Source organism: Photobacterium atrarenae (assembly GCF_024380015.1).
GTDB classification, from domain to species: Bacteria; Pseudomonadota; Gammaproteobacteria; order Enterobacterales; family Vibrionaceae; genus Photobacterium; species Photobacterium atrarenae.
In genome coordinates this window covers 509,700-531,525 of record NZ_CP101509.1, presented here as the reverse complement: position 1 = coordinate 531,525, position 21,826 = coordinate 509,700, and the positions used below count along the sequence as shown (strand labels likewise).

Sequence of the window (21,826 nt, the reverse complement as noted above, 5' to 3'; positions counted from 1 at the left end):
TGTTCAGAGCATACAGTGAGGCGGTTGAATAGGAAGGAGAAAAAGGTGGATGTTGTGATCGAGAATCGGGACAGGCGAGCCAAAGGGACGCTCAGCCTGCTGTGTGTGGTCCAGTTTTTAGTCGCGTTGGATGCCCTAGTCGTGATCCCGCTGAGTGCTGAGATTGTTTTGTCCTTGGCGGTGTCCCCGGAGCAGGCCGGTTATCTCAACAGTAGCTATGCTCTGGCTGCGGCGCTGGCGAGTGTTCTGTTCAGGCCGGCCGCGACGCCGGAGGGCATGTTGCGCGTCATGCGTCTGGCATTGCTGGGACTGGGTGCGGTGACACTGGGGTTTGCCTGTGCGCCCGGATTTATCGCACTGTTGGCGATGAGGTGCCTGGCCGGCGGTTTTGCCGGTGTGGTGGTGGCGTTGAATTTAAATCTGCTGATGATCTTGCTGGCGCCGGAGAAGCGCAAACAAGCGGTGGCTCTGGTGATGGGGATGTTTCCATTGGCGTTGACCCTGGGGGTGCCCGGGCTGCTGCAGCTTTCCGGCGGCGTCGGGTGGCAGGCCGCGTTTCTGTGGTTGGGGGGCGGACTGCTGGTGGCCGCTGGGGTGGTGATACTTCGCGATCTGAAGCAGGATCAGGTCTTGGATTCGGCTGCCAGTCGAGCGGACAGTATGGTCACAAGTCAGGCAACCGGGAAAGAGACGGCTGCTGAAGTACTTTCAGGCTCAGTTGCATTCCCGAACCGGGGACTTGGCCGGCCGTTGTTGGCGGTATTTTTGGCGGTGTTCAGTACCTTTTTGATTGTGACCCAGTACCCGGTCTTTCTGGTTGCCGGCCTCAAGGTGGCGACCGAATCGCTGAGCTGTGCCTATATCATCGGCGGGGCCGGGACCTTTCTTACCTTCCAGGTTTATGGCCGCTGGGGCCAGCGGATAAATAGTCAGTGGCTGATTGCCGGGCTCTCGACGGGCATGGTGCTGGTCGTCCTGGCCGGTTTTTCCACCCAGGATGCCCCTCAGGCGTTGGCCGGCTTGATTGGCTTTATGATCCTCAGCGCCACCCGGACCACCGTGGTTGTCACCGAGATCACCTGTGCGCTGAGCGCTCAGTTGCGAGCCCGGTTTATCGGCTATCAGAATGCGTTGATGCATCTGGGCAGCGGCGTGGCCGGGATGGCAGGGGCCGGGCTGGTTGTGGTATCAGACTCGGGCGTACTGAGTTATCAAATCCTGCTGTGGGTTGCTGCGGTACTGATCATGAGTGTGCCGCTGATCAGAGTGCCGTGTGAAAGCGAGTCGCAGTGAAGTTATACCAATCAAAGTAAGTCAGTTATCGAGCATTTGATCAAGCTAGGATGACCCCTTATTTAATGCGATTGGTATTACAGCGGAATCAACGGTGCAATCGGTGCCAGGTTAATGTGCGCCGCCAGACGGTCGTGGCCTTGCTGCGTTGACCCGATGCTGTGATTGGCCCCCAAAAAAGCCGACCTCGTGTCGGCTTTTGCTTCATTGGGCTAGAGGTTTGGCTGTGACTGCCAGCGAATGACCTCACCATCGCTCAGGGTTGCGATGATTGACTGCGGCGGCACAGTTTGCTGCTGATAGCGCCGGGCTTGCCCGGAAAAATTGGCGATCACCCGGCTGCCGTCATCGAAAGTGGTTTGCTGCAGCCAGCCCTCATCGTCCAGCCAGCGAAAATCAACCAAGGGTTGATCCCACAGCGCGCGATGAAGCGGGAGATAGCCGTCTTGGTAATGCCTCAGCGCTTTGATGCGGGGGCTGTCCGGTGAAGCGGCATCTTCCCGACTTAGGTGCACCATCGCCGGGGTGTTATAGAGCATGCCGATCAGATCCCGCTCGGTCCGGACATTGCTGAACTTCAGACTGTCGGAATGCCAGTGGTGGCTGTTGATCACCTCATCATGAAATACCGCCTGATACAGCGGGATCCGAAATTGCGGGGCAAACAGCAAGGTTTGATAGGGCGCCTTGACTTTGGCGGGTTGGAAGAAAAAGTCCGGCCGGTGATCGGGATACCAGCGACCTAAATAGTAAGGCGACTGACGGTTGTTTCTCATGTCCGGATCGCTCCAGCCAAAGCCGACGGTTTCCAGTCCGTGGGCGAACGCAATGCCCCGGGTGGTTAAACTGTTGCCGTCTTCTGAGCCGAGGACCATGGATGTTGAGTCCGCGATCCACTGCATCCGGTCGTTAAAGGCGTGCAGCATCTGCTGCTCACTGGTGCCATCGCGATAATCCTCCCGCGCCATGGCGGTGGCATCAACATCCAGAAACAGACTGTCGAAGTGGCCAAACCGGGTAATGTCGCGGATCCGCTGCTCGACATAACCGCGCTGGCAGTTCGGGTTGAGGTAAAAGCCATGGCCGCGAAACCCTTTCTTTTTCGTCCCGTTGGCTTGTTTGATGGCGCAGCCGGTGCGCATTTCACCCGGCAATTGTGCCGTCAGCCAGCCGTCATTGAGCCCGGCCGGAATCGCCGTGTTGTAGGAATCATAAGTGGCTACCAGATACCCGGCGGATTTGGCCTGATCGACCACCTGCGGCTGATAGAAAGCCGGCATCCAGTTATCCAGCCCGAGCCAGAGCTTGCTCAGCCCGGCGGCTTGCAGGTTGGTGATCATCGAACTCGCCAGCCCCTGTCCCCAGCTGTCAGGAGGCGTCAGGTAGCGCCCGGCCTGGTTGCTGAGCCATAACTTGCGCAGTTGTGCTGCATTGAATTGGGATTCAATTGTGTTGTTGTTGAGCTGTACGGGCTCGGCCGGAAACAGCTGGTTCAGTGCGGTGTTGAGACTGTTGACCAGCAATTGCTTGTGATAGCGGCTCAGCCAGTCCTGCCCCTGTTTCAGGTTGCCGAGCTCTTGTGTTGCTTCTTTGCTGAGTGTCAGTTCTGGGTGGCTCATGATCCAGTTTTTCAGCCCCCACCAGTCTTTAACGTCCTGCACGGCCAGTACATCTTTGCCGAACAGGTAGACCTGACTGGCACCGATGAGTTTTTTCAGCGCCGGATTGTGTTGTAGCTTGGCCGCCAGCGGCTGTGCCTGATGGTGCCCAGCTCGCCACTGGCGATATTGTTTAGCCCCGGAAAGCGGGTTATCGCCCAGGCTGATCCGGACCACAAAGTCCTGACTGCGGTTGAGCGGTGTGAACTGATGGCTGGCCTGCATATCCAACTGCGGTTTTTCGTTTTGAGCCTGGTTTTGAGCCTGAACGCCGGTAGGCCCCTCAGCAGCCTCGGTAAAGGTCAGTTGGTTGTTGGTGGCTGTCACCAGGTGATAGCTGATAAAAGTGTCACCTTGCCTGGTCGTCCAGAATGGCATCTTCAAATTCTGGGTGGTGTTAGCACCGGAATGGTGCTGCTGAAGATACTGCGCCCAAACCGGATGGTCGGTCGGTACCCGCATCCCTTCACTGAAAGGCAGATAAAGGGTACGGGTTGCCTGATGCGGTAGATCGAACCACGCCAGCGTGACGGGCTGATCGCGCGCAATGGTCACGGTGTCATCGATGGCAAATGTCAGCGACAGCGTCTGATCCAGCGAGGCGCGGACCCGGACCCTGGCCGGCATCAGGGTCCAGCTGGCCTGCTGCGCCGCGCTTTGACGCAGTTCGGTGACAGTCTGGGTTTTGCCGCCGATGCGCAGTGTGGCCTGATTAATCTGCACATTGTTCCAGTCAATGCTCAGGGTCTGCGGATCAAGCGTGACGGCTTGCTCGCCGTCGGAGAGGGCAATTTCAGCCGCCTGGGGGCTGCCTGCAATGGTGGCGAGCAGGAGGGAAAGTAGGGCGCAGCGTTGCGGCACCGGGATAAGAAGGGACATCAGGTTCTCCAGAGTGTTGGCCGATGGTTTCAATGTTTATGACTCAATGAAATAGGCCTGCGATTAAGCCGCAATTTCCCGCCAGATTTGTCACCCGAATGTCTCTATTTCATCATGCGCCTATTTGACGTTGGCCGAATTGGTGGCTGCGTCCTGCTGCCTGGCAGGAAAGGGCATTGCCATCCGCTGGATGTAAGTCACTTTGATCCCGGACTGATATTCGTACTGACTGACGGCGGCGCTGAGCCGGACGGCCTTCGGTGGGATGGTTGCGGGCAGTTCGGCGATCGGTTCGGCTCCACTGGCGATGACGGGCTGGCGCGGACCAACCAGGTTGTATTGCGCGTCAAACCACTGCCAGTGGGCGAACGCCGGCGCGCAGCTGGGTTGGCTTGGCGGCAGATCCAGTTTGAGTCGTGGCGAGGCGGTGTTTTCCAGTTGAAGCCAGGGGTTGTCGCTGAGTCCGGCAATGATCAGCGGATAGGGGTGGTCGTTGATCACCAGTTGATACAGGCCAGGCGCAGGCGGGGTGAGGAACTCCTCACTTTCAGCCTCCGCGTACTGTGCCTGGGGTGAAAATCGGGCGCTCAGCAATGTTTTGCTGTCGGGGGCAAGCAGTCGGAGCGTCATCGTCTGGCTGACCGACTCTGCCGCCAGCTTGATCTGATAGCCCAGATCTGCCGCGCCGGATTTGCTGATGAAATCCACCCGCAGCCGCCCGGGTAGCGCCGGCCCCTGAGTTAACTGCCGTCCGCAGTCGGTCTGGCTCAGGATTGCAGTTTTCACCGGCAACCAGTGCCAGGGGGGCGGGTGATTCTGGCTTGCAGGGGGTGGCGCTGCTGCTTTCAGCGAAAGAGACGGCTGCGTAAGAGACTGCGGTGAAAGCGGCGACTGACTGAGCGTAAGTTGCAGCTCCTGCCACGCCAGTAGCGGCTGGTGCCGGGCAAGTGCCGTGTACGTGGCCTGCAGCGGCGAATCGGAAAACCAAGCGGTGTCTGATGCGACAGCACCTGAGGCCAGTAATACCAGTGTTCCGGACCATAGATTGAGCTTTGTTTTCATCGTGGATATCCTCATGTCGCCACCAGCCGGTAGCCTACCCCACGTAGGGTTTCGATGGTCAACCCCGGCAACTTTTGCCGCAAGCGGAGAATATGGTTGTCTACCGTGCGGGTGGTGGGAAACGCCTGATAGCCCCAGATCTTGTTCAGCAGCTCTTCCCGGTGGAACACCCGTCCCTGATGTTGCACGAAGAGCAACAGTAACTGAAATTCTTTCGGCTTGAGGTCAATGGCTTCGCCCTTCAGGGTGACGCTGCGCTGAGACAGCTCAATCTCAATACCCTGGTAACTGAGCCGGCTTTCCCCGAGCGGGCGCAGCTGGGCGACCACCCGGGCCAGCAGTTCATCATGGGAGAAGGGTTTGATCACGTAATCCTTGGCACCGGCCATCAGGCCTTCAACCCGCTGCTCGACGTCGACTTTCGCGGTCAGCATGATCACCGGGAGCGCCTTGATGCTCAGCCAGTGGGGGAGGTGGCGCAGGCTGTCGCCATCGGCCAGCTGCCGATCCAGGATCACCAGATCGGCCTGGTACCAGTGGGACTCAACCTGATCACTTGTTTGCCTCCAGATACAGGCGTACCCCCGGGATTCGAGAAAATACGTCAGGCCTTCACCAATCAAGGGATCGTCTTCAATCAACAAAATGCGGCTCATAAGGGTAACTCCAGAATGCAGCGGGTCGGATGACGGCGCAGGATCAACCGGCCGCCCATCTGTTTCATCAGCCGGGCAACAATATCCAGCCCGATCCCCATGTTGTCCGGCCGATGTGTCGGTCTGATGGTTTGCAACACACGTCGATAGAAACGCCGGAGCCCGGACGGGAAACAGCCCTGGTCGCCAACGATAATGCGCAGGATGTGTGGTTGCGCCGAGACGGAGACTTCAAGTGTGATCTCACCCTGGCCGTGCTGGCGGGCATTGCGGATCAGATTATCGACACACAGGGTCAGCCAGTAATAGGGTAGTGCCAGCTCAAGCTCCTGCGTTGGATCTTGCTCAGGTTGACACTGAACCGTCACCGGATGCTTGTCGGCAATGTGCGCCAGCCAGTCCAGAAGATCGGCCGGTTGCCGTGGCAAGGACTGGCTCGGCCGGGCGCCGAGATAATCTTTGCTGGCCTCGGTCAGTTGGGTCAGCCGTTGATGATCGGACATCAGTCGCCACAGGGCTTGTTGTGCGGCCGGAGGGAGCGCATCGAATTCGGTGCGGAACATCTCCACCGTCAGTCCCAGGCTGGTGATCGGGGTGCGTAGCTCATGGGTGAGCAGTTGCAGGATGAAGCGTCTTTCCTTCCTTTGCCGGAGGCGCTGGTACCCGCCGTAGCCAAGTGTCAGCAGCAAGAGGATAACCGTGACGACCAGGGCAATTTGTGCCGCTGGTGACTTGGTTTCCGGCTCGTTGAGGCACAGGTTGCTGTAGCGAAAGCTGCAATCTTGCGCCTCATCACTGATAGCCAGGCCAAATTGCTGCGCCAGGGGCTGCCAGTGCGCAGCGGGCAAAGACTTCCAGCCGCTTTCCCCGCTCAGCCACAGCACCGCCTGGTCCAGATAGGCGCGGTTGCCGTTTAGTAATGCGTCCCGGCCGGTTTCACTGAGTCCCTCCAGGGTTGGATAGAGCGGGTGGCGTGGATGATTCAGGGTCAGGCGAGTAGCCAAGTCACGAGGGATCGGCGTATTGGCGAACCGGGTCTTGAAATGGTTCACATAACGATCGGCGTAACTGTTGCCGGCTGGGTGCCGGAGCGCATGGTTGCGAAACCAGGACTCGCTGAGTGGCTGATGACGGCACAGAGCCAGCTCAAAGGTCTCAGCGGCGGCAAGGGCCGGCGACAAATTGGCTGCGCTCGGCTGGCATTGGTTTCGGACCTGCCATAGCAGCTGGATTTCCGTCCAGCTGAAACGTTCAAAATCCGGATAGCGGACATCGCTGTACAGCAGGGTTTTGGGATATGTACTCAGTGCTGCTTGGGTGACGGTGATCTCCGCGTCCTGCCAGGCCTGGCGGTAAAACTGCTGCCATCGCTCCTGCAGGTTGGCTGCTACCGCTGACGTTGGCAACAGCAATAAGGCAGTCAGGCAGCAGCCGCGTTGACGCGCAAAAATACGCGGACGAAACAACAAGTTCAAACCCATGCAGCAGCAATTCCGAAGAGGTGACAGAAAATAAGAGTCGCAATCTTAGCGGCTTTTACTTCAGGTTTGTAACTTCAGTGTCAACATTGGTGTTGAAATGGGGGAAGAGCGATGGCCGACTCCAAATGTTGGCCGCCCCTTGAATCGGTATTTTGGCGTTGTGGGAAGAAAACGTCGTTCTTCTGCTCTGTGGTCTAAACTTTTGGGTGATTTTGCGCCATTGAATCTTCTTTGTTCGCGCAATAATCGATCCTGTTGAAGAGGAAAATTCCATGAATAACTGTACAGTGGCATTTGTGTTGGCGTTGTTCTGTTTACCCTTCTTTCAACCCGGGGATGCTGAGGCCGGTCAATCCTATTACTATGAGCCTCAGCCAGATCCTGGCCCAAACCCAGATCCGGACCCTGAACCTCTGTCTGAGTGTCAGGTGACCGCAGATTTACTTCTTCAGGCCTGCCATGCAGATATCAGTGATGATTACAGCACGACGCTGGCCAACTGCAATAATCTGGCGCTGGATGCTGATCGCGCGGCATGTATGACCAGCGCCGAAGAAGCCCAGCTTGAGGGGCAAGCGGCGTGTACGGAGCAGTCCGATGCCAGACAAGATGCCTGCGAGCTCTTAGGTGAAAGCCGGTATGATCCGGATCCGCTGCTCGATCCTGCCATTACTTTTGTCGCGCCTGACGAGGTTGGAGCCAGCGTCGATCCGAACCCTTATATCTCCCTGGTTTCCGGGCATACGTATGTCTTGCAGGCTGGTGAGGACGGCGAAGAAACGGTGGTTGTCCACGTGACGGATCAAAGCGTCGACATTCAGGGCGTCGCCTGCCGGGTTGTAGTCGATATCGTGCTGACGCTGGAAGAAGATGAAGATAATGGCGGTGCACAATACATTCCGGAAGAATGGACCGATGACTGGTATGCCCAGGATGAGGCAGGAAATGTTTATTACTGTGGTGAGCTGTCCCGCAATTACGAAGACGGCCGCTTGTCCAATCTGGATGGTTCGTTCGAGGCTGGCAAAGCGTTTGCCAAGTCGGGCGTTCTGATCCGAGCACAACCTGTTGTTGATCAGGCACACCGACAAGAGTTTGCACTGGGTGAAGCGGAGGACATCGTGCAATATGTTAACCTGATGGCGACGCCGACTGAAGAAAATGAAGCATTTCCCTGTGAAGGCAATTGCCTGAAAACGCTTGATTTTACGCCGCTTGAACCCGATTCCAGTGAATTTAAGTATTATCTGGCTGGGGTGGGGTTTGTGCTGGCCGAAGCGATGGAAGATGGCGAGTTGACTGGCGAAAGGGAAGCGCTGGTGTGCGTCGGTGATTCGCTGGCCGTGCTTGAAAGTGAAGCGTGTGGCTTTGAGGATCCCGGGGTATTACTGGAAGCGCTTTGCCAGTTGTCTCCGGATGTCTTTTGTTCTGATGAGCCATAACTATCGAATCAGGCCGGTATCACTCCTTGCGAAATGAAGCATCACGGCTTCCTCCGGGAAGCCGTGATGTTTTTTACCCCAATGAAATTCTCACCTCAGTACTCATCTCAGTGACAGCGGCTCCAGCACCCGTGCCAGTTGCTGGCGCGCCTGGCCGGTCAGCGGTTGGAGCGGTGCCGGCAAGCAAGGTGATTCAGCCAGGGCCAAAATTTCGGCGGCAGTGGCAACAACCCGCAGGCTGCCGTATTGGCGAAACAGTGCCCAGAGGCTTTCCAGCTGTGCGGACAGTTTGGCAGCCGTTTGGGAGTCTCCGGCTTGGGCGGCGCGGGTGATGCTCAGGGCGGTGTGCGGGAACAGCCCCCCGATGACGGAGTACCAGGTTTCGCATCCGGCCTCGATCCCGGTGGCGGCACAGACATCACCGCTGATCCCCAGACTGACGTGAGATGGGATCAACGCGCGCAGGCGATCGACCCTGGCTTTGGCGGCTTCGGGATCGGTCGGCACCGGTGGGATCTTGATGGAAGCCACATTCGGCAGTTGCGCGATCCGGCCGTGCAGTTCGTCGCTGAATTCAAAATGTGTCGTCCCCGGATTGTCGTAGACGCACAGTGGTACCGACAGGGCGTGGGCTACGGTTTCATACAGGCCGAACACTTCATCCGCGGTGAGCTTCTGATACGACATCGGTGCCAGCAGGACCGCGCCGGCACCGGCCTGCTGGGCATCTTGTGCCAGATCCAGCACATCTTTCGTAGTCAAGGCGCTGATCCCGGCCATCGCCGGAATGTGTCCGGCATGCTGCATGGCCAACTGGATCACCCGCGCACGCTCGGCACGGCTGAGGTAGGCGTAGTTGCCGGTAGAGCCGAGGACGCAGATAGAATCGACCTCGGCGGCGACCAGACGCTCGATCAGTCGAATGAAAGCCGCTTCATCAATCCCGCGTTGGTTGAGTGGCGTGAGGGGAAATGCACAAAGGCCGTTGACCATGACTGACTCTCCATGTATTTGTTTTCAAATGAATTGAAGCTGTTTTCCTTTTGCGTGTTTCAGGTTACCGTGGTCTCTGACAAAAGGGAACATGGTTTGGTTTCTCAGTTATTCACCAGAACAGACACGGGCAGTGCTTTCGTGGGACAAGGGAGAGGATATGAATGCATCACGTCATGTTTGATATCGACGGTACTTTAATTGAGTCGTATCAGTTTGATAGCGATTGTTTTGTTGCAGCAATCAAGGAAGTGACCGGTTTGTCGGTGGACAGTAACTGGGAGCGTTATCCTCATGCGACCGATCGCGGGATTTTGATGACCTTGATTGAACGCCAACTACCCCAATACGATTTGGCGAGCTTGGAGCAGCAGGTGAAAGCCGTGTTCATCCGCAATATCAAACAACACATCAGCGACCATCCGGTTCGCGAAATCGCAGGGGCGCGGAATTTTATGGCGCAACTGCTCGACAGCGACCAGTTTACGGTCTCCCTGGCGACCGGCGGATGGGGAGAGACGGCGCTGCTCAAGTTGCAGTCTGCCGGGTTTGATACCAGCCGGCTACAGCTTACCTCCTCAAATGATCATCATGCCAGGACCGGGATCATGAAGATCGCCAGACATCAGGTCGGCGAGGTGAGCGAGGGATCACTGACTTATTTTGGCGACGCACTATGGGATGTGAATGCCTGCCGGTCACTGGGAGTGAACCTAGTGATTATCGGCAACCGCGTCGAGCATCATCAGCAGTTGCCGAACTATCTCGATGTCGATGCGGCGTTGCGTTTCGTCATCGGGGGTGGCGCTTAGTTCTGGGCTTCGTCCAGCAGTTGAGGAACTTCGCCGCTGAAGTCGATCCAGCTGTTGGTGCCGAGCACTTCGGTTCCCATCACGCTGGGCTCTTCGTAACGCATCACAAAGTGTTCCGGTCCGTGCGCGAAGGCCACCACCAGCCCGTGGGGGGCATCCAGGAATCCACCATGAGGCACCAGACCCGGATAGCTGATCCGCCAGGCGTTGCCCGGGTAGGACACTTCACCCAGGGTCAGTTTTCCGATCACGTTATCCGGTAGGACGAAAAACCAGGTCCACGGCCCGCCTGAGACAATGGTCATGACTTCGTCGATCCCGACGCCACTATTGGCACTGTTGACGTGGAGTTTGCCGAACTTCTCCTGCAAATAGTACATCACTTCCGGGGTCATGGCCTTCATGTCATAGACTTTCGGGTAAGGGGCGACACCGATCTCTGATGTCGACAGATACCCGCCGCGATGGGCTTCCGGCTCACGGCCCGCCAGTTTGATTTGATCTAACAGCTCGCCCCGGTGCAGGTGGAACATCGAGATTAACTGGTTCGATTCTGCACTGTTCAGCGCCCGTTGCTCAGATATTTTCAGGAGCGGTGCCGCTTCGCTTGGAATGGTTGTCTGGCTGACCCGCACCCCGACGGTTTTCAGTACTCTGTTTACTTCCTGCAGGCCATGCGAGGCTGCCCGGCCATCGCTGTATTGCAAGGTTAGTTGCCCTTCGGTCGATCCTGTTTTCGCCACACTCTCAGCTATGGGTAAGGCAGTCAGCATGCCGGCAAGTACCAAGTTGATCCATTTGTTCATTGTTCGCTCTCCGCGTTTTCAAAAGTTGAATAGTGAGTTCACGATTCAGTGTAGGGGCGGTTCGGGTGAGGATAAACAGGACCTAGGTGAATAGACTATTTACTGTTAGTGGATTATTTGCGGTTGGTTATAGGTTTTGTTGTGTTTTTTTCGTTGATTGTTTTCTTTGAGTAAACAGAGAAGTTACCCAACCTGTGTTTATTTACAGTCACCGGTTGATAAAGTGCCGGTGTTGCAATAACCCTATTGGATTCCTGACACAGAAGGCTGGATATGAACACTCTGAAATATCATTTACTCTCTTTATTGGTCACTGCGCTGGTGGCCGGTTCTTTTCTCTCTTCGGCGCAGCTCTCCGGCGTGATGAATCCGTTTTCCCTGACGCTACTCAGGTTCTTGCTGGCGGCTCTGGTTTTGCTGCCTTACATTCTGCTGGCCAAACCGCGGATCCGGATGGCGATTCGGGTCTTTCCAAGAAGTTTGGTGATGAGCCTGTTCTTTGCGATCTTTTTTATCTGCATGTTTAAAGGGCTGGAAACCACCACGGCTTTAAATACCGGCACGTTATATACCCTGGTTCCGTTTATCACTGCGATGGCGAGTGTGTTGTTGTTTAAGGAAACCATTTCGCTTGTGCGATTGGGGGTCTATTTGACCGGGGCCGCGGGGACCTGCTGGGTCGTGGTGCGTGGTGATCTGGCAACATTACTGAGCCTGAATCTTAACCAGGGGGACGGGTTATTTTTGCTCGGATGTGTGTCGATGGTCTGTTTTTCGCTGTCGATGAAACTGTTTCACCGGGGAGAAGACAGCGTGGTGACTGTCTTTTGTACCCTGGTCGGCGGCGCGCTTTGGATGGCACTGGCGCTGTTTGTGTTGGAGCAGCCGCTGGACTGGGCTCGGTTTGATGCCAGGCTGACCGGCCATATGCTCTATCTTGCTTTCTTTGCCACCCTGGTCTCGACCTTCATTATTCACAAAACCACTGTGGCTCTGGGGCCGGCAAAAGTGATGGCCTATATCTATTTAAGTCCGGTCTTTGTCGCGGTGCTGATGCTGTTGTTTGAAGGCAAAGCGATCCCGGTTGCTGTCTATCCCGGGATCCTCCTCTCGATTGTCTCCACAATCGTGCTGCAAATGACAACGGTTAAACCGGGGTCTGATCGCATTCGCTCCTGAATACGGGGGCGAAGCAGGTGTGAACGTGTCAGGAAAAGAATTGCTTATGGCTGGTCGCTGGAAAAATGTTCGGCCATGAAATCAATCAAAGCCCTGACTTTTTGCGATTGCTCTTTGTGGTAAGGGTACACGACATACAGAGAATGGGTCTCAGCCTGCCAGGTTGGCAGCACCGTGATCAGCCGGCCTGATTTGAGCTCTTTATCGACGAATAACTTCGGCAGCAATAAAATACCATGGCCGGCGCAGGCGGCTTGCTTCAGGGCAATGCCGTTGTTGACCACATAGGGGCCGGGCGGCAGATCAACTTCCTGAACTTGCGTTGCATCGTCAGCATGGGTGAATAACCAGCGCCGTGCGGAGGACGAAAAGCTGTAGATCAGGCATTGATGCTGGATCAGATCCCGGGGCTCCCGCAGATCCGGCGCAGCAGCCAGATAGTCCGGGGCGGCGCACAGGACACGTTCCATCTCGAGTAGTTTGCGCGATCTCAGGCTGGAGTTGCTGAGCTCGCCACCGCCACGGATCGCGATATCAATACCCCGATCAATCAGATCAACGTACTGGTCATTCATCACCACTTCAATCGATAACTCCGGATGCTGGTGCATGAATTCGCAAATGATCGGGTTGATTTCGAGGATCCCGAGTGACATCGGCACGCTGATCTTGAGCGAGCCGGTTAAGTTGTGGGAAGACTCAATGACCGACAGATCGGCCGAGGCCAGCTCATCGAGAATATGGCACACCCGGTTGTAATAGTGCTGTCCCTGATCGGTGATGTGCATGTTCCGGGTGGTGCGGTTGATTAACGGACTTTTCAGGTAATCTTCCAGCTCATTGATGTTCTTGCTCACTGCTGCTTTGGACAACGCCAGATCTTCCGCGGCGGCTTTAAAGCTGCCCAGTTCCACCACGCGTCTGAAAACCGTCAGCGCTCTGATTTTATCCATCTTTGTCGTCCTTAGTTGATGATCAGGTGGGCCAAAGTTGGTGTGTGATACGAATGATAGTTTACTCAGGGTGAACTATATGGCAACTATAGTAATGTTTATTCACTTGTTTTGGTTGTTTAGGATTGAATCATCACCTTGCAATGAGGTGTAGATGAAATCAATTTTAAGGAGAAGTGATGAAAAAAATCCTAGCTTTTTCGGGCAGCAACCACAGCCAGTCGATTCACAACAGCTTAATTCACGCCCTGGCGGCGCAAGTGACCGAGTCTGAAGTCACGGTGCTGGATCTGGGTGACTTTGAATTGCCGATGTACGGTCTTGATATCGAAGCCCAGGGTATTCCCGCCAACGTCATGAAGTTAAAAGCCATCATGCACGATCATGATGCACTGATCATCGCTTCGCCGGAGCACAATGGCGCGATGCCGGCGTTTCTGAAAAATGTGATTGACTGGCTTTCCCGGGTGGCCGAGCCGGGCCAGCCTTTCTTTGGTGAGACGAAAAAGCCGGTGCTGCTTGCCAGCACGTCGCCGGGGCCGAATGGCGGGGCGACTAACCTCAAGACCATGGCTGAGCTGATGCCGTGGTGGGGCGGGGATGTGAAAGCCACCTACAGTCTGGGCAGTTATCCGGAGAAGTTTCGCGAGGGCGCTTTTGATGCTGAGACACAAGCAGCGCTGGCCGATCTGGTTGCCGCATTTGAGCAGGCGATTTCATCGGTGCAGGAGAATTAATCATGGCCGTGATGGAGCAGGGGATCTGGTATCCCGATAAAGTCGCGAGCGATCTGGTTACTGAAGATCAGTTTGACCTTCCGGTGGCAGCAGAGGCCGGGCGATATCACTTGTATATGTCTTACGCCTGTCCGTTTGCCCACCGGCCTTATTTGGTGATCCGTTATCTGGGGTTGGATGATGCGATCTCGGTCTCTTCGGTGGCGGCCGAGCGGTTTGAGTCCGGCTGGCGATTTGATACGGAACATCCTGATCCCCTGGATGACGTGTCTACTCTGGCCGAGCGCTACCTTCAGGCCAAGCCGACTTATAGCGGGAGCGTGACTGTACCGGTACTGTGGGACAAGCAAGCGCAAACTATCCGGGGGAATGACTCGTCGGCACTGGCGGTGATGCTGGCTAAAGACTGGTTGCCACTGGCCAAGCACCCAGCGGAACTCGTGCCGGCGCAATTACGCGAAAAAATTGAGGCGATGAATCTGTGGTTGCACCAGAACGTCAACCGTAAGGTCTATCACGTCGGGTTTGCCACGGATCAGCAAGCCTACGATGCGGCCAGTGATACGTTGTTCTCGGCACTGGCACAACTGGATCGCAGACTTGGTGAACATCGTTATTTGCATGGTGACCAGATCACCCTGTCTGATCTGTTTCTACTGCCGACACTGGTTCGTTTTGAAGCGGTGTATGCGCTTCATTTTAAGGCCAACAAACAATCGCTCAGTGCGTTTACCCGGCTGTATCGATATATGCTGGATCTGATCAGCATGGAGCGCATCGGGCAGACGATTGATATTGAATACATGAAGCAGCATTACTACGTTTCACACCGGCCCCTCAATCCGCACGGCATTGTGCCGGCCGGCCCGGCGCTCAACTGGTGATCAGCATATGCAGGAGAGCTGCATTGAGTCGGCAAATCCGAGTCGAGTTTTTTCATGATGCGATCTGCGGTTGGTGTTACGTTTTATCGCCGCGATTGCAGCTGAAGTGGGGCTGGACTCAACCCGATTTGAACGCGACTTTTCGGATCCCCGACGGCAGCTTGAGATGGAGCAGGATATTGTAGAGCACCATCAGCTTGCTGTTGGCGTTACAATAGAGGCTCACCGAAGTGGTGAGCCTCTTTTATCTTCAAGCAGATCACACCTTGGCAATCACGGCCTGAATCGCGGCCAGCATGTCCTGCCCAAAGGCTACGCTTCGCTCCGGCGACCAACCGTAGAAGCTGTCCGGATGCAGGTTGTGATCCTTGAACGGCATTTCCACGGTGTAGGACAGGCACTTGAACTGTTCAGCAACCCAGTTTGAGCACACCGTCAGGTTCGCTTCGCCTGGCTTGTCTTTGTCATAGCCGTGCTCGTCCTGAAATTCCGGGGTGATGGTCAGCAGCGCTTGTTTGAAGGCCTGCTCCAGCTCAGCCATGCGCGCATCGTAAGACGGCACGCCTTCGCTGCCGGCGACAAAGTTATACGGGATGGCTTCATCGCCGTGGATATCCAGGAACAGATCGATCCCGGTGGCCAGCATGCGCTCACGGACCAGGTAAACTTCCGGGCTCTTCTCCATCGACGGGGTTTGCCACTCGCGGTTCAGGTTCACCCCGACCGCATTGGTGCGCAGGTGACCGCGGATACTGCCGTCCGGGTTCATGTTCGGTACCACATGGAATACCGCTTGCTCCAGCAGCGCACGGCCCACGGTGTCGGTATCATCCAGCAGGCGTTGCAGCAGGCCTTCAATAAACCACTCGGCCATGGTTTCGCCCGGGTGCTGACGGCCGATGATCCAGACGTTCTTCTTCTCATCCGACGGCTCGCCGATGGTCAGCAGGCTCATGTCGTTGCCGTCCAAGGTGCTGCCCAGGGTTTCCAGGCGACATTCCGGATGCAGCTGCGCCTGATGCAGCAGATCCTGGTGACGATCGTAGCTGTACGGCGCAAAGTAGGCGAAATACATCGAGTGATGCTCCGGGATCACCTTAAAGCTCAGGGTGTCACCGTCGAACTCGGATGGAATGCGGAACCATTCTTCGCGATCATAGGACGCAACCACATCGTACCCTTGCCAGCCTTCCGGGTAGGCTGATTTAGCCAGGTTCAGCAGCTTGATCTGGTGCTCTGAATGCGGCTGGCTTTCCAGGCGGAAATGGAACCACTGATAAAACTCAGACTGGTTATCGTTCGGGATCGTTAGTTGAATGTCGTTGGCATCGTCGGCTTTGACGACATTGATGTTGCCGCTTTCGAAATTACTGAATATTCTCATGGTGATCTTGCGTTATTGGAGGATGAATGTCCGAGGTTAGCACAACTTTGGGGCAGGATTGAAAAAGGATCCCCAGATCCGGGAAGAACGTTATATCATGTCCCGGTTTGAATGTAGGGGGATTTGAATGACGTTTCACTATCAGGCGCGGGGGATTATCACTTCCGGTGCGTATGTGTTGCTGGTTCGGGCCAAAGGCGACGACAAAACCTTCCTGCCCGGCGGACACATCGAATTTGCCGAGCCGGCCAAACAGGCACTCAAGCGTGAGCTGTGGGAAGAGGCATCCATTGATGCTGAGGTGGGCGAATTTATCGGTGCGGCGGAGAATGAGTGGTTTGAACAGGGGACGCTCAACGCTGAAATTAATCTGATCTTTGCGGCGAAAACGGATTTGCAGGCGCAGCAACCGGTCATCTCCAACGAGCCGCATCTGGAGTTCCTTTGGGCGCATCAAACAGAGGTGGAACAATTCAATTTGTATCCGGTAGCGTTAAGGGCGCTTATTGCTACAGGAGCCGATCCGGAACAGGCTTTCTGGGGCTCAGGTATTGAAGAAAAGTCAGCGGAAACGGAATAATTCGCCGAGATTGATGGTCTATTATTGCACGTTGTTGCTGCATTTTCGCCAAGCCTCGGAGAAAACCAAAAAAGTTTGAAATATCAGGTGAACAATTGAGCAGTTGAATCTTTTGGGGTTTTACAATGCCCGCCTGACTGGGTATGATTCACCGCACTTACGGAGAGATGGCTGAGTGGTTGAAAGCACCGGTCTTGAAAACCGGCATACGTTAATAGCGTATCTAGGGTTCAAATCCCTATCTCTCCGCCACTTTTAAGAAAACCGCTGACAATTCAGCGGTTTTTTTATGCCTCCAATTTGTGATGATGAGATAGGGTGAAGAACCCTAGACAGGGTTCAGCCGAGCGCAGCGAGACAACGTTGCTAGCCGAAGGCGCTTTAGAGCAACGGCCCGAAGGGCGCAGTAAATCCCTATCTCTCCGCCACTTTTAAGAAAACCGCTGACAATTCAGCGGTTTTTTTGTGCCTCCAATTTGTGATGATGAGATAGGGTGAAGAACCCTGGACGGGGTTCAGCCGAGCGCAGCGAGACAACGTTGCCAGCCGAAGGCGTTTCAGGCAACGGCCCGAAGGGCGCAGTAAATCCCCCTATATCCAAAGCGCTCCGCCACACTTGAAACCCCAGCTTCCGAGCTGGGGTTTTTGTATTGTGCGCCGAGCATGGCGTTGTTCTAGGAGGTGAAAGTCCTCTACGGGCTCAGTCGAGCGAGAACCGTTAGCCTATGCAAGGGTGCCCACCGTGAGGTGGGATCTGAAGGAAGCAAACGGCAAAACTTGGGTGTGACGAACAGAAACCTGATAGTAGGCCAGTACAACTTGGGTAACCTAGCAATATATAGAACAGCCCAATGCCTCGACGGGAAGTGTGTACGGGTAAATCAGGCACAGCCAAGGGAAAGAACAACGTCTTACCTCGGGAGATCTTACGACCTGTCTCGGATGAGACTAATACAACAGTGATGTTGTGTGACGGGTAATAAGAAGTCAGCAGAAGGCATAGTACCTTGGGGAAGTACAACCCAAGGGAAGGCCGGAACTGAATATATCAAGAAGCAGTCACTAGACACTCAATCATGTGGGGTCATAGCAAGATGAACAACATCTCTACGTACTACTGGGCAACACCGCAAGTGACGCTCATGGCCACGAAGAATGACAAGCATGATCGGCGTAGACAGGAGGACGAGTCTTGGTGACCTCAACTCAGTTGATGGAGCGGATCTGCTCCTCAACAAATCTGAACCAAGCCCTGAGAAGAGTGAAGAAGAACAAGGGATGTGCTGGGGTTGATAAACTCGACATAACAGCGACTATCTCGATGCTTCGGCAGTCTTCTAATGGGCAAGCGCTCCGCCAGAGCCTTCTGGACGGGAGCTACCAACCGCAACCCGTTCTGGGTGTAGAAATTCCCAAACCTAGCGGGGGAGTGAGGCAGCTAGGTATCCCAACTGTACTTGATAGGGTAGTCCAACAGGCCATTACCTCAGTACTGACAGATATCTACGAACCTCAGTTTTCAAGCAACAGTTATGGGTTCAGGCCTAACCGCAGTGCCCACCATGCATTGGTGGCAGCAAGCCACTACATCAGGGAGGGGCGGGGTTATGTAGTCGACATAGACCTGGCGAAATACTTCGATACTGTGAACCACGATAGACTGATGCACAGGCTATCGGAGGACATCACAGATAAACGGGTCCTGAAGCTGGTCAGGTCATACCTACAGGCAGGCATAATGCGAAACGGGTTAGTTGAGCAGAGGCAACGAGGGACGCCACAGGGTGGACCATTATCTCCGCTGCTATCAAATATCGTATTAGATGAGTTGGATAAAGAGCTTGAGCGAAGAGGGCATAAGTTCTGCCGATATGCAGACGACTGCCAAATCTACGTGCACAGTGAGGAAGCCGCCAATCGAGTAAAAGCCTCAATCACGGAGTTCTTGGAGCAGAAACTGAAACTCAGGGTTAACCGTGAGAAAAGTGCGGCAACGAGAGTGACAGAGCGGACTTACCTAGGCCATCGCTTTCACCGAGATGGAAGCATCTATATCTCGAAGACAGCACAAACTCAGATGAAGAAGCGAGTGCGTCAAATAACGAAGCGGAATCGAGGGCGAGAGTTGAAGACAGTCCTAGTCGAACTCACTCAATACCTAAGAGGTTGGCAACACTATTTCAAGCTTGCCATACGGAAAAGCGCGATGCAGCGCTTGGATGAATGGATAAGGCGGCGCTTACGGTGCTATCGCCTCAAGCAGCGCAAGCGCAGATACAGCATAGCGACATGGTTACGCCAAGAGGGTGTAAGCGAACGCAATGCGTGGAAGCTGGCGATGTCAGATAAAGGGTGGTGGCACTTGGCTTTATCGCCCCAGCTCAATCAGGCCATGCCAATGAAATGGTTCAAGGAGATGGGTCTGTACTCGTTGCGAGATGGGTACGAGTCACTGAAAATATATTCGGAACCGCCGTATGCGACCCACGCTTGTACGGTGGTGTGAGAGGACGGAGGCCGTGAGGCCTCCTCCTACTCGATTCTGGGCTTGGAATTGTTGTGATGGTGTCTCTCACAAGCTTAATATTTTATACCAATCGCAGTAAATAGCGGGTCATCCTAGCTTGTTAAAATGCTCGATAACTGCGTTAGAATTTTTGATTGTAGAATAACTACTTATCTGAAAATTCTGCCTTGTTCTCAAACATTTTTCCTGCGCTATTTCTGAACACTGATTTACTTTGATTGGTATTAGTTGCAGCTGAAGTAAAAATTATCAGGTTAAAATTTTTCTCAAAGAGGGTTTGGATCAGAAATAAACCACGGCGTGGTAATTTCGAAAATTATGGGTAATTTATATTAATAAAATTGACATTAATGAGGTAAATTTTGCTTCAAATCATGGCGGAATTAATGTGCCTCTTTAGAGTTATTGACACTATATAACCAAAGCCTAAGAATCTGTGCAATTTTCCTGAGGGGCAATCTCAACCTTTGGAATTAGTTCAAAGGCTGTAATGCTAAACGAATTACAAGAAGTACAAATGAATCTGTCTAACTTCTCCTTCAAGCAAAAAATCGTTGTTTTGCTCGCTTTGCCTGTCCTCGCTTTTCTCTTTCTAAGCGGGTCTTCAATGTCTCATAGTGTGTCGACGACCCGTGAGATGGCTTCTCTGAATCAACTGATTAGACTGTCTGTTTCATATAGTGAGCTTGTTCATGAATTACAAAAAGAACGAGGTATGACTGCCGGTTATCTTGGTTCTAATGGCAGTCAGTTTGGCGACGAACTCAGATCTCAGCAACAAGCCACGGATACCAAACGAAAGCAACGCATTAATGACTGGCAATCTGCTGACATTGACCTGCGTAATATACAGCAGCTCAATGACGCCATTGATCAGGGCCTGCATGAGATTGACACGATTCGCCGTCGGGTTGAAATGCAATCGATCTCACTTTCAGATGCGCTTGCTTACTACACCCGGCTCAATCATCAACTGCTCAGCGTCTCTGGCCTGATTGCTGAGTTCAGTACAAACTCGGCCATCACGAAAGAAACGGTTGCTTACTACAATTTCCTTCAGGGGAAGGAGCGGGCGGGCATCGAGCGTGCTGTTCTCAGTAATACTTTCTCAAAGGATGCATTTGCAACAGGGATGCTAGTGAAGTTTATTGCTTTAGTGACGGAGCAGGAGACCTATTTCGATAATTTTTATGTACTGACGAATGACACCAACAAGCAGTATTTTTCGCAGCAGCTGAATGACAAGTCTGTTCATGAAGTCAATCAGCTTCGAGATCTGGCCAAGGCGCAGTCAGGCCAATTTGATGTTGATCCTGTTTACTGGTTTGCGCAAGCAACGAAACGGATTGGACAGCTGAAAAAGATTGAAAATAAAGTCGCGGCTTCCCTGATCAAGCTGACTGAGGAAAAACTTCAGGCCGCTCAAACTTCAATGACTGCCAATATCATCATTTTCCTGTTGACAGTGCTAACCGTGACGGTTGTAAGTTATTTTGTCATTAAAGACCTTTCTGCACGAGTCAATGACTTAACTTCCGTGATGGCCAAAGTTCGAGAAGGGAATGATTTGACGGTCCGTGCTCACTACATTGACAAGAGCGAACTGGGGGTGATCTCTGCATCATTAAACGCGACGTTGGCGCAGTTTTCCCAAGTCATCGATAATCTTTCAAACTCAAGCATGACCCTTGCCTCCGCAGCAGAAGAAACATCTCAGACATGTCAGTACAACTCAACGTCCATGGTTGAGCAGCAAGAGCAAATAGGGTTGATAGCCACGGCGATTGAGGAACTTTCGACTACCGTCAATGAAGTTGCCGGCAAAACGCAGCAAACGTCTGAATCTGCCAAATTGGCAGACGAACAGACTCTCAATGGATTAAGAACGGTGCAGCACTCTTATCAATCTATTGAAAGTTTGGCTGCAGAAATCGATGGCTTGGCAGAGAAAATTACCCACCTGCACGACAGTAGTAACAATATCCACAACGTGGTGGATGTGATTAACTCCGTCGCAGATCAAACGAATTTACTGGCTTTGAATGCTGCGATTGAAGCGGCTCGTGCCGGTGACCAAGGACGTGGTTTTGCTGTTGTTGCCGATGAAGTCAGAAAGCTTGCACAGCGCACACAAGAGTCAACCGCTGAAATTGAGGGCTTTATTAATTCGCTGCAATCCGATGTCGAGTCAGCATTTCATCTCATTGAGAATAACCAGGGGAAGGCCATGGCTGCTGTTCAAGATTCCAGAAATGTAGAGCAGACGCTTGAGGGAATTTCTGAATCTGTCAGCAATATCTTTAGTATGACAGAGCAGATTGCGACGGCGACTGAAGAGCAGGCCGTTGTGACTCAGGAGATTGCAAAAAACATTATGACAGTCGAAGATAAGTCGACTGAATCGACGACCGGGGCGGCTCAAATCGCTTCGACAGCAAGAGAGCAAGCCGAGCTGGCAACAACCCTGAGAAAACTGGCCAATACTTTTAAAATTTAGCGG

At 53.9% G+C, this 21,826-nt stretch carries 17 protein-coding genes, 1 tRNA gene and 1 other RNA gene; 11 read left to right on the top strand and 8 right to left on the bottom strand.

Annotated features, from left to right (window positions below; genetic code table 11):
• The first annotated feature begins 45 nt into the window (after positions 1-45).
• On the top strand, positions 46-1,293 hold the full coding sequence (locus NNL38_RS18550) for an MFS transporter (protein ID WP_255391920.1): 1,248 nt from the start codon (positions 46-48) through the stop codon (positions 1,291-1,293).
• Positions 1,294-1,505: 212 nt separating this feature from the next.
• Here the strand turns inward: NNL38_RS18550 and NNL38_RS18545 are convergent, their stop codons facing one another.
• The 4 genes from NNL38_RS18545 to NNL38_RS18530 form a co-directional block, all read right to left on the bottom strand.
• Positions 1,506-3,830: a glycoside hydrolase gene (locus NNL38_RS18545; protein ID WP_255391919.1), complete on the bottom strand. Its 2,325-nt coding sequence runs from the start codon at positions 3,828-3,830 to the stop codon at positions 1,506-1,508.
• Between the two features lie 120 nt (positions 3,831-3,950).
• Positions 3,951-4,892, bottom strand: a complete 942-nt coding sequence (locus NNL38_RS18540) for a DUF2861 family protein (protein ID WP_255391918.1) — start codon at positions 4,890-4,892, stop codon at positions 3,951-3,953.
• A gap of 11 nt (positions 4,893-4,903) precedes the next feature.
• Positions 4,904-5,548: a response regulator transcription factor gene (locus tag NNL38_RS18535; protein ID WP_255391917.1), complete on the bottom strand. Its 645-nt coding sequence runs from the start codon at positions 5,546-5,548 to the stop codon at positions 4,904-4,906.
• Positions 5,545-7,029: an ATP-binding protein gene (locus NNL38_RS18530; protein WP_255391916.1), complete on the bottom strand. Its 1,485-nt coding sequence runs from the start codon at positions 7,027-7,029 to the stop codon at positions 5,545-5,547. Before NNL38_RS18530 ends, NNL38_RS18535 begins: the two co-directional genes overlap by 4 nt.
• A 272-nt stretch (positions 7,030-7,301) precedes the next feature.
• On the opposite strand from NNL38_RS18530, the gene NNL38_RS18525 reads away from it, so the two are divergent.
• Positions 7,302-8,471 carry a hypothetical protein gene (locus NNL38_RS18525; protein ID WP_255391915.1) on the top strand — a complete coding sequence of 390 codons (1,170 nt, stop codon included), beginning with the start codon at positions 7,302-7,304 and terminating at the stop codon, positions 8,469-8,471.
• Positions 8,472-8,573: 102 nt separating this feature from the next.
• Here the strand turns inward: NNL38_RS18525 and NNL38_RS18520 are convergent, their stop codons facing one another.
• Positions 8,574-9,464 (bottom strand): dihydrodipicolinate synthase family protein, encoded by an 891-nt coding sequence (locus NNL38_RS18520; protein WP_255391914.1) that lies wholly within the window; start codon positions 9,462-9,464, stop codon positions 8,574-8,576.
• A 164-nt stretch (positions 9,465-9,628) separates the two neighbouring features.
• Between NNL38_RS18520 and NNL38_RS18515 the strand changes: the two genes are divergently transcribed.
• A complete protein-coding gene (locus NNL38_RS18515) occupies positions 9,629-10,276 on the top strand; it encodes an HAD family hydrolase (protein WP_255391913.1) in 648 nt (215 codons plus the stop codon).
• Here NNL38_RS18515 and NNL38_RS18510 read toward each other — a convergent pair.
• A complete protein-coding gene (locus NNL38_RS18510) occupies positions 10,273-11,082 on the bottom strand; it encodes a hypothetical protein (protein WP_255391912.1) in 810 nt (269 codons plus the stop codon). The two genes, NNL38_RS18515 and NNL38_RS18510, sit on opposite strands and share 4 nt — an antisense overlap.
• Before the next feature lie 273 nt (positions 11,083-11,355).
• On the opposite strand from NNL38_RS18510, the gene NNL38_RS18505 reads away from it, so the two are divergent.
• Positions 11,356-12,261 (top strand): DMT family transporter, encoded by a 906-nt coding sequence (locus tag NNL38_RS18505; RefSeq protein WP_255391911.1) that lies wholly within the window; start codon positions 11,356-11,358, stop codon positions 12,259-12,261.
• A 44-nt stretch (positions 12,262-12,305) separates the two neighbouring features.
• On the opposite strand, the gene NNL38_RS18500 is transcribed toward NNL38_RS18505, so the two are convergent.
• The gene (locus NNL38_RS18500) at positions 12,306-13,214 is read right to left on the bottom strand and encodes a LysR family transcriptional regulator (RefSeq protein WP_255391910.1); all 909 of its coding nucleotides are present in this window, start codon (positions 13,212-13,214) and stop codon (positions 12,306-12,308) included.
• A 179-nt stretch (positions 13,215-13,393) separates the two neighbouring features.
• On the opposite strand from NNL38_RS18500, the gene NNL38_RS18495 reads away from it, so the two are divergent.
• Together NNL38_RS18495 and NNL38_RS18490 are read left to right on the top strand one after the other, a co-directional pair.
• Positions 13,394-13,951: an NADPH-dependent FMN reductase gene (locus tag NNL38_RS18495; RefSeq protein WP_255391909.1), complete on the top strand. Its 558-nt coding sequence runs from the start codon at positions 13,394-13,396 to the stop codon at positions 13,949-13,951.
• Positions 13,952-13,953: 2 nt separating this feature from the next.
• Positions 13,954-14,835 (top strand): glutathione S-transferase C-terminal domain-containing protein, encoded by an 882-nt coding sequence (locus NNL38_RS18490; protein ID WP_255391908.1) that lies wholly within the window; start codon positions 13,954-13,956, stop codon positions 14,833-14,835.
• Positions 14,836-15,094: 259 nt separating this feature from the next.
• On the opposite strand, the gene NNL38_RS18485 is transcribed toward NNL38_RS18490, so the two are convergent.
• Complete coding sequence (locus NNL38_RS18485; protein ID WP_255391907.1) at positions 15,095-16,219, bottom strand: M14 family metallopeptidase; 1,125 nt, start codon at positions 16,217-16,219, stop codon at positions 15,095-15,097.
• A gap of 127 nt (positions 16,220-16,346) precedes the next feature.
• Here NNL38_RS18485 and NNL38_RS18480 point away from each other — a divergent pair, with 127 nt between their 5' ends.
• The 5 genes from NNL38_RS18480 (at position 16,347) to NNL38_RS18460 (ending at position 21,823) form a co-directional block, all read left to right on the top strand.
• A complete protein-coding gene (locus tag NNL38_RS18480; RefSeq protein ID WP_255391906.1) occupies positions 16,347-16,799 on the top strand; it encodes an NUDIX domain-containing protein in 453 nt (150 codons plus the stop codon).
• 161 nt (positions 16,800-16,960) lie between these two features.
• Positions 16,961-17,051, top strand: a tRNA-Ser gene (locus tag NNL38_RS18475).
• A 46-nt stretch (positions 17,052-17,097) separates the two neighbouring features.
• Positions 17,098-17,227, top strand: a non-coding RNA gene (locus NNL38_RS18470) — RtT sRNA.
• A 785-nt stretch (positions 17,228-18,012) separates the two neighbouring features.
• A complete protein-coding gene (ltrA, locus tag NNL38_RS18465; RefSeq protein WP_369414636.1) occupies positions 18,013-19,305 on the top strand; it encodes a group II intron reverse transcriptase/maturase in 1,293 nt (430 codons plus the stop codon).
• A gap of 538 nt (positions 19,306-19,843) precedes the next feature.
• A complete protein-coding gene (locus NNL38_RS18460) occupies positions 19,844-21,823 on the top strand; it encodes a methyl-accepting chemotaxis protein (RefSeq protein WP_255391905.1) in 1,980 nt (659 codons plus the stop codon).
• Positions 21,824-21,826: the final 3 nt, after the last annotated feature.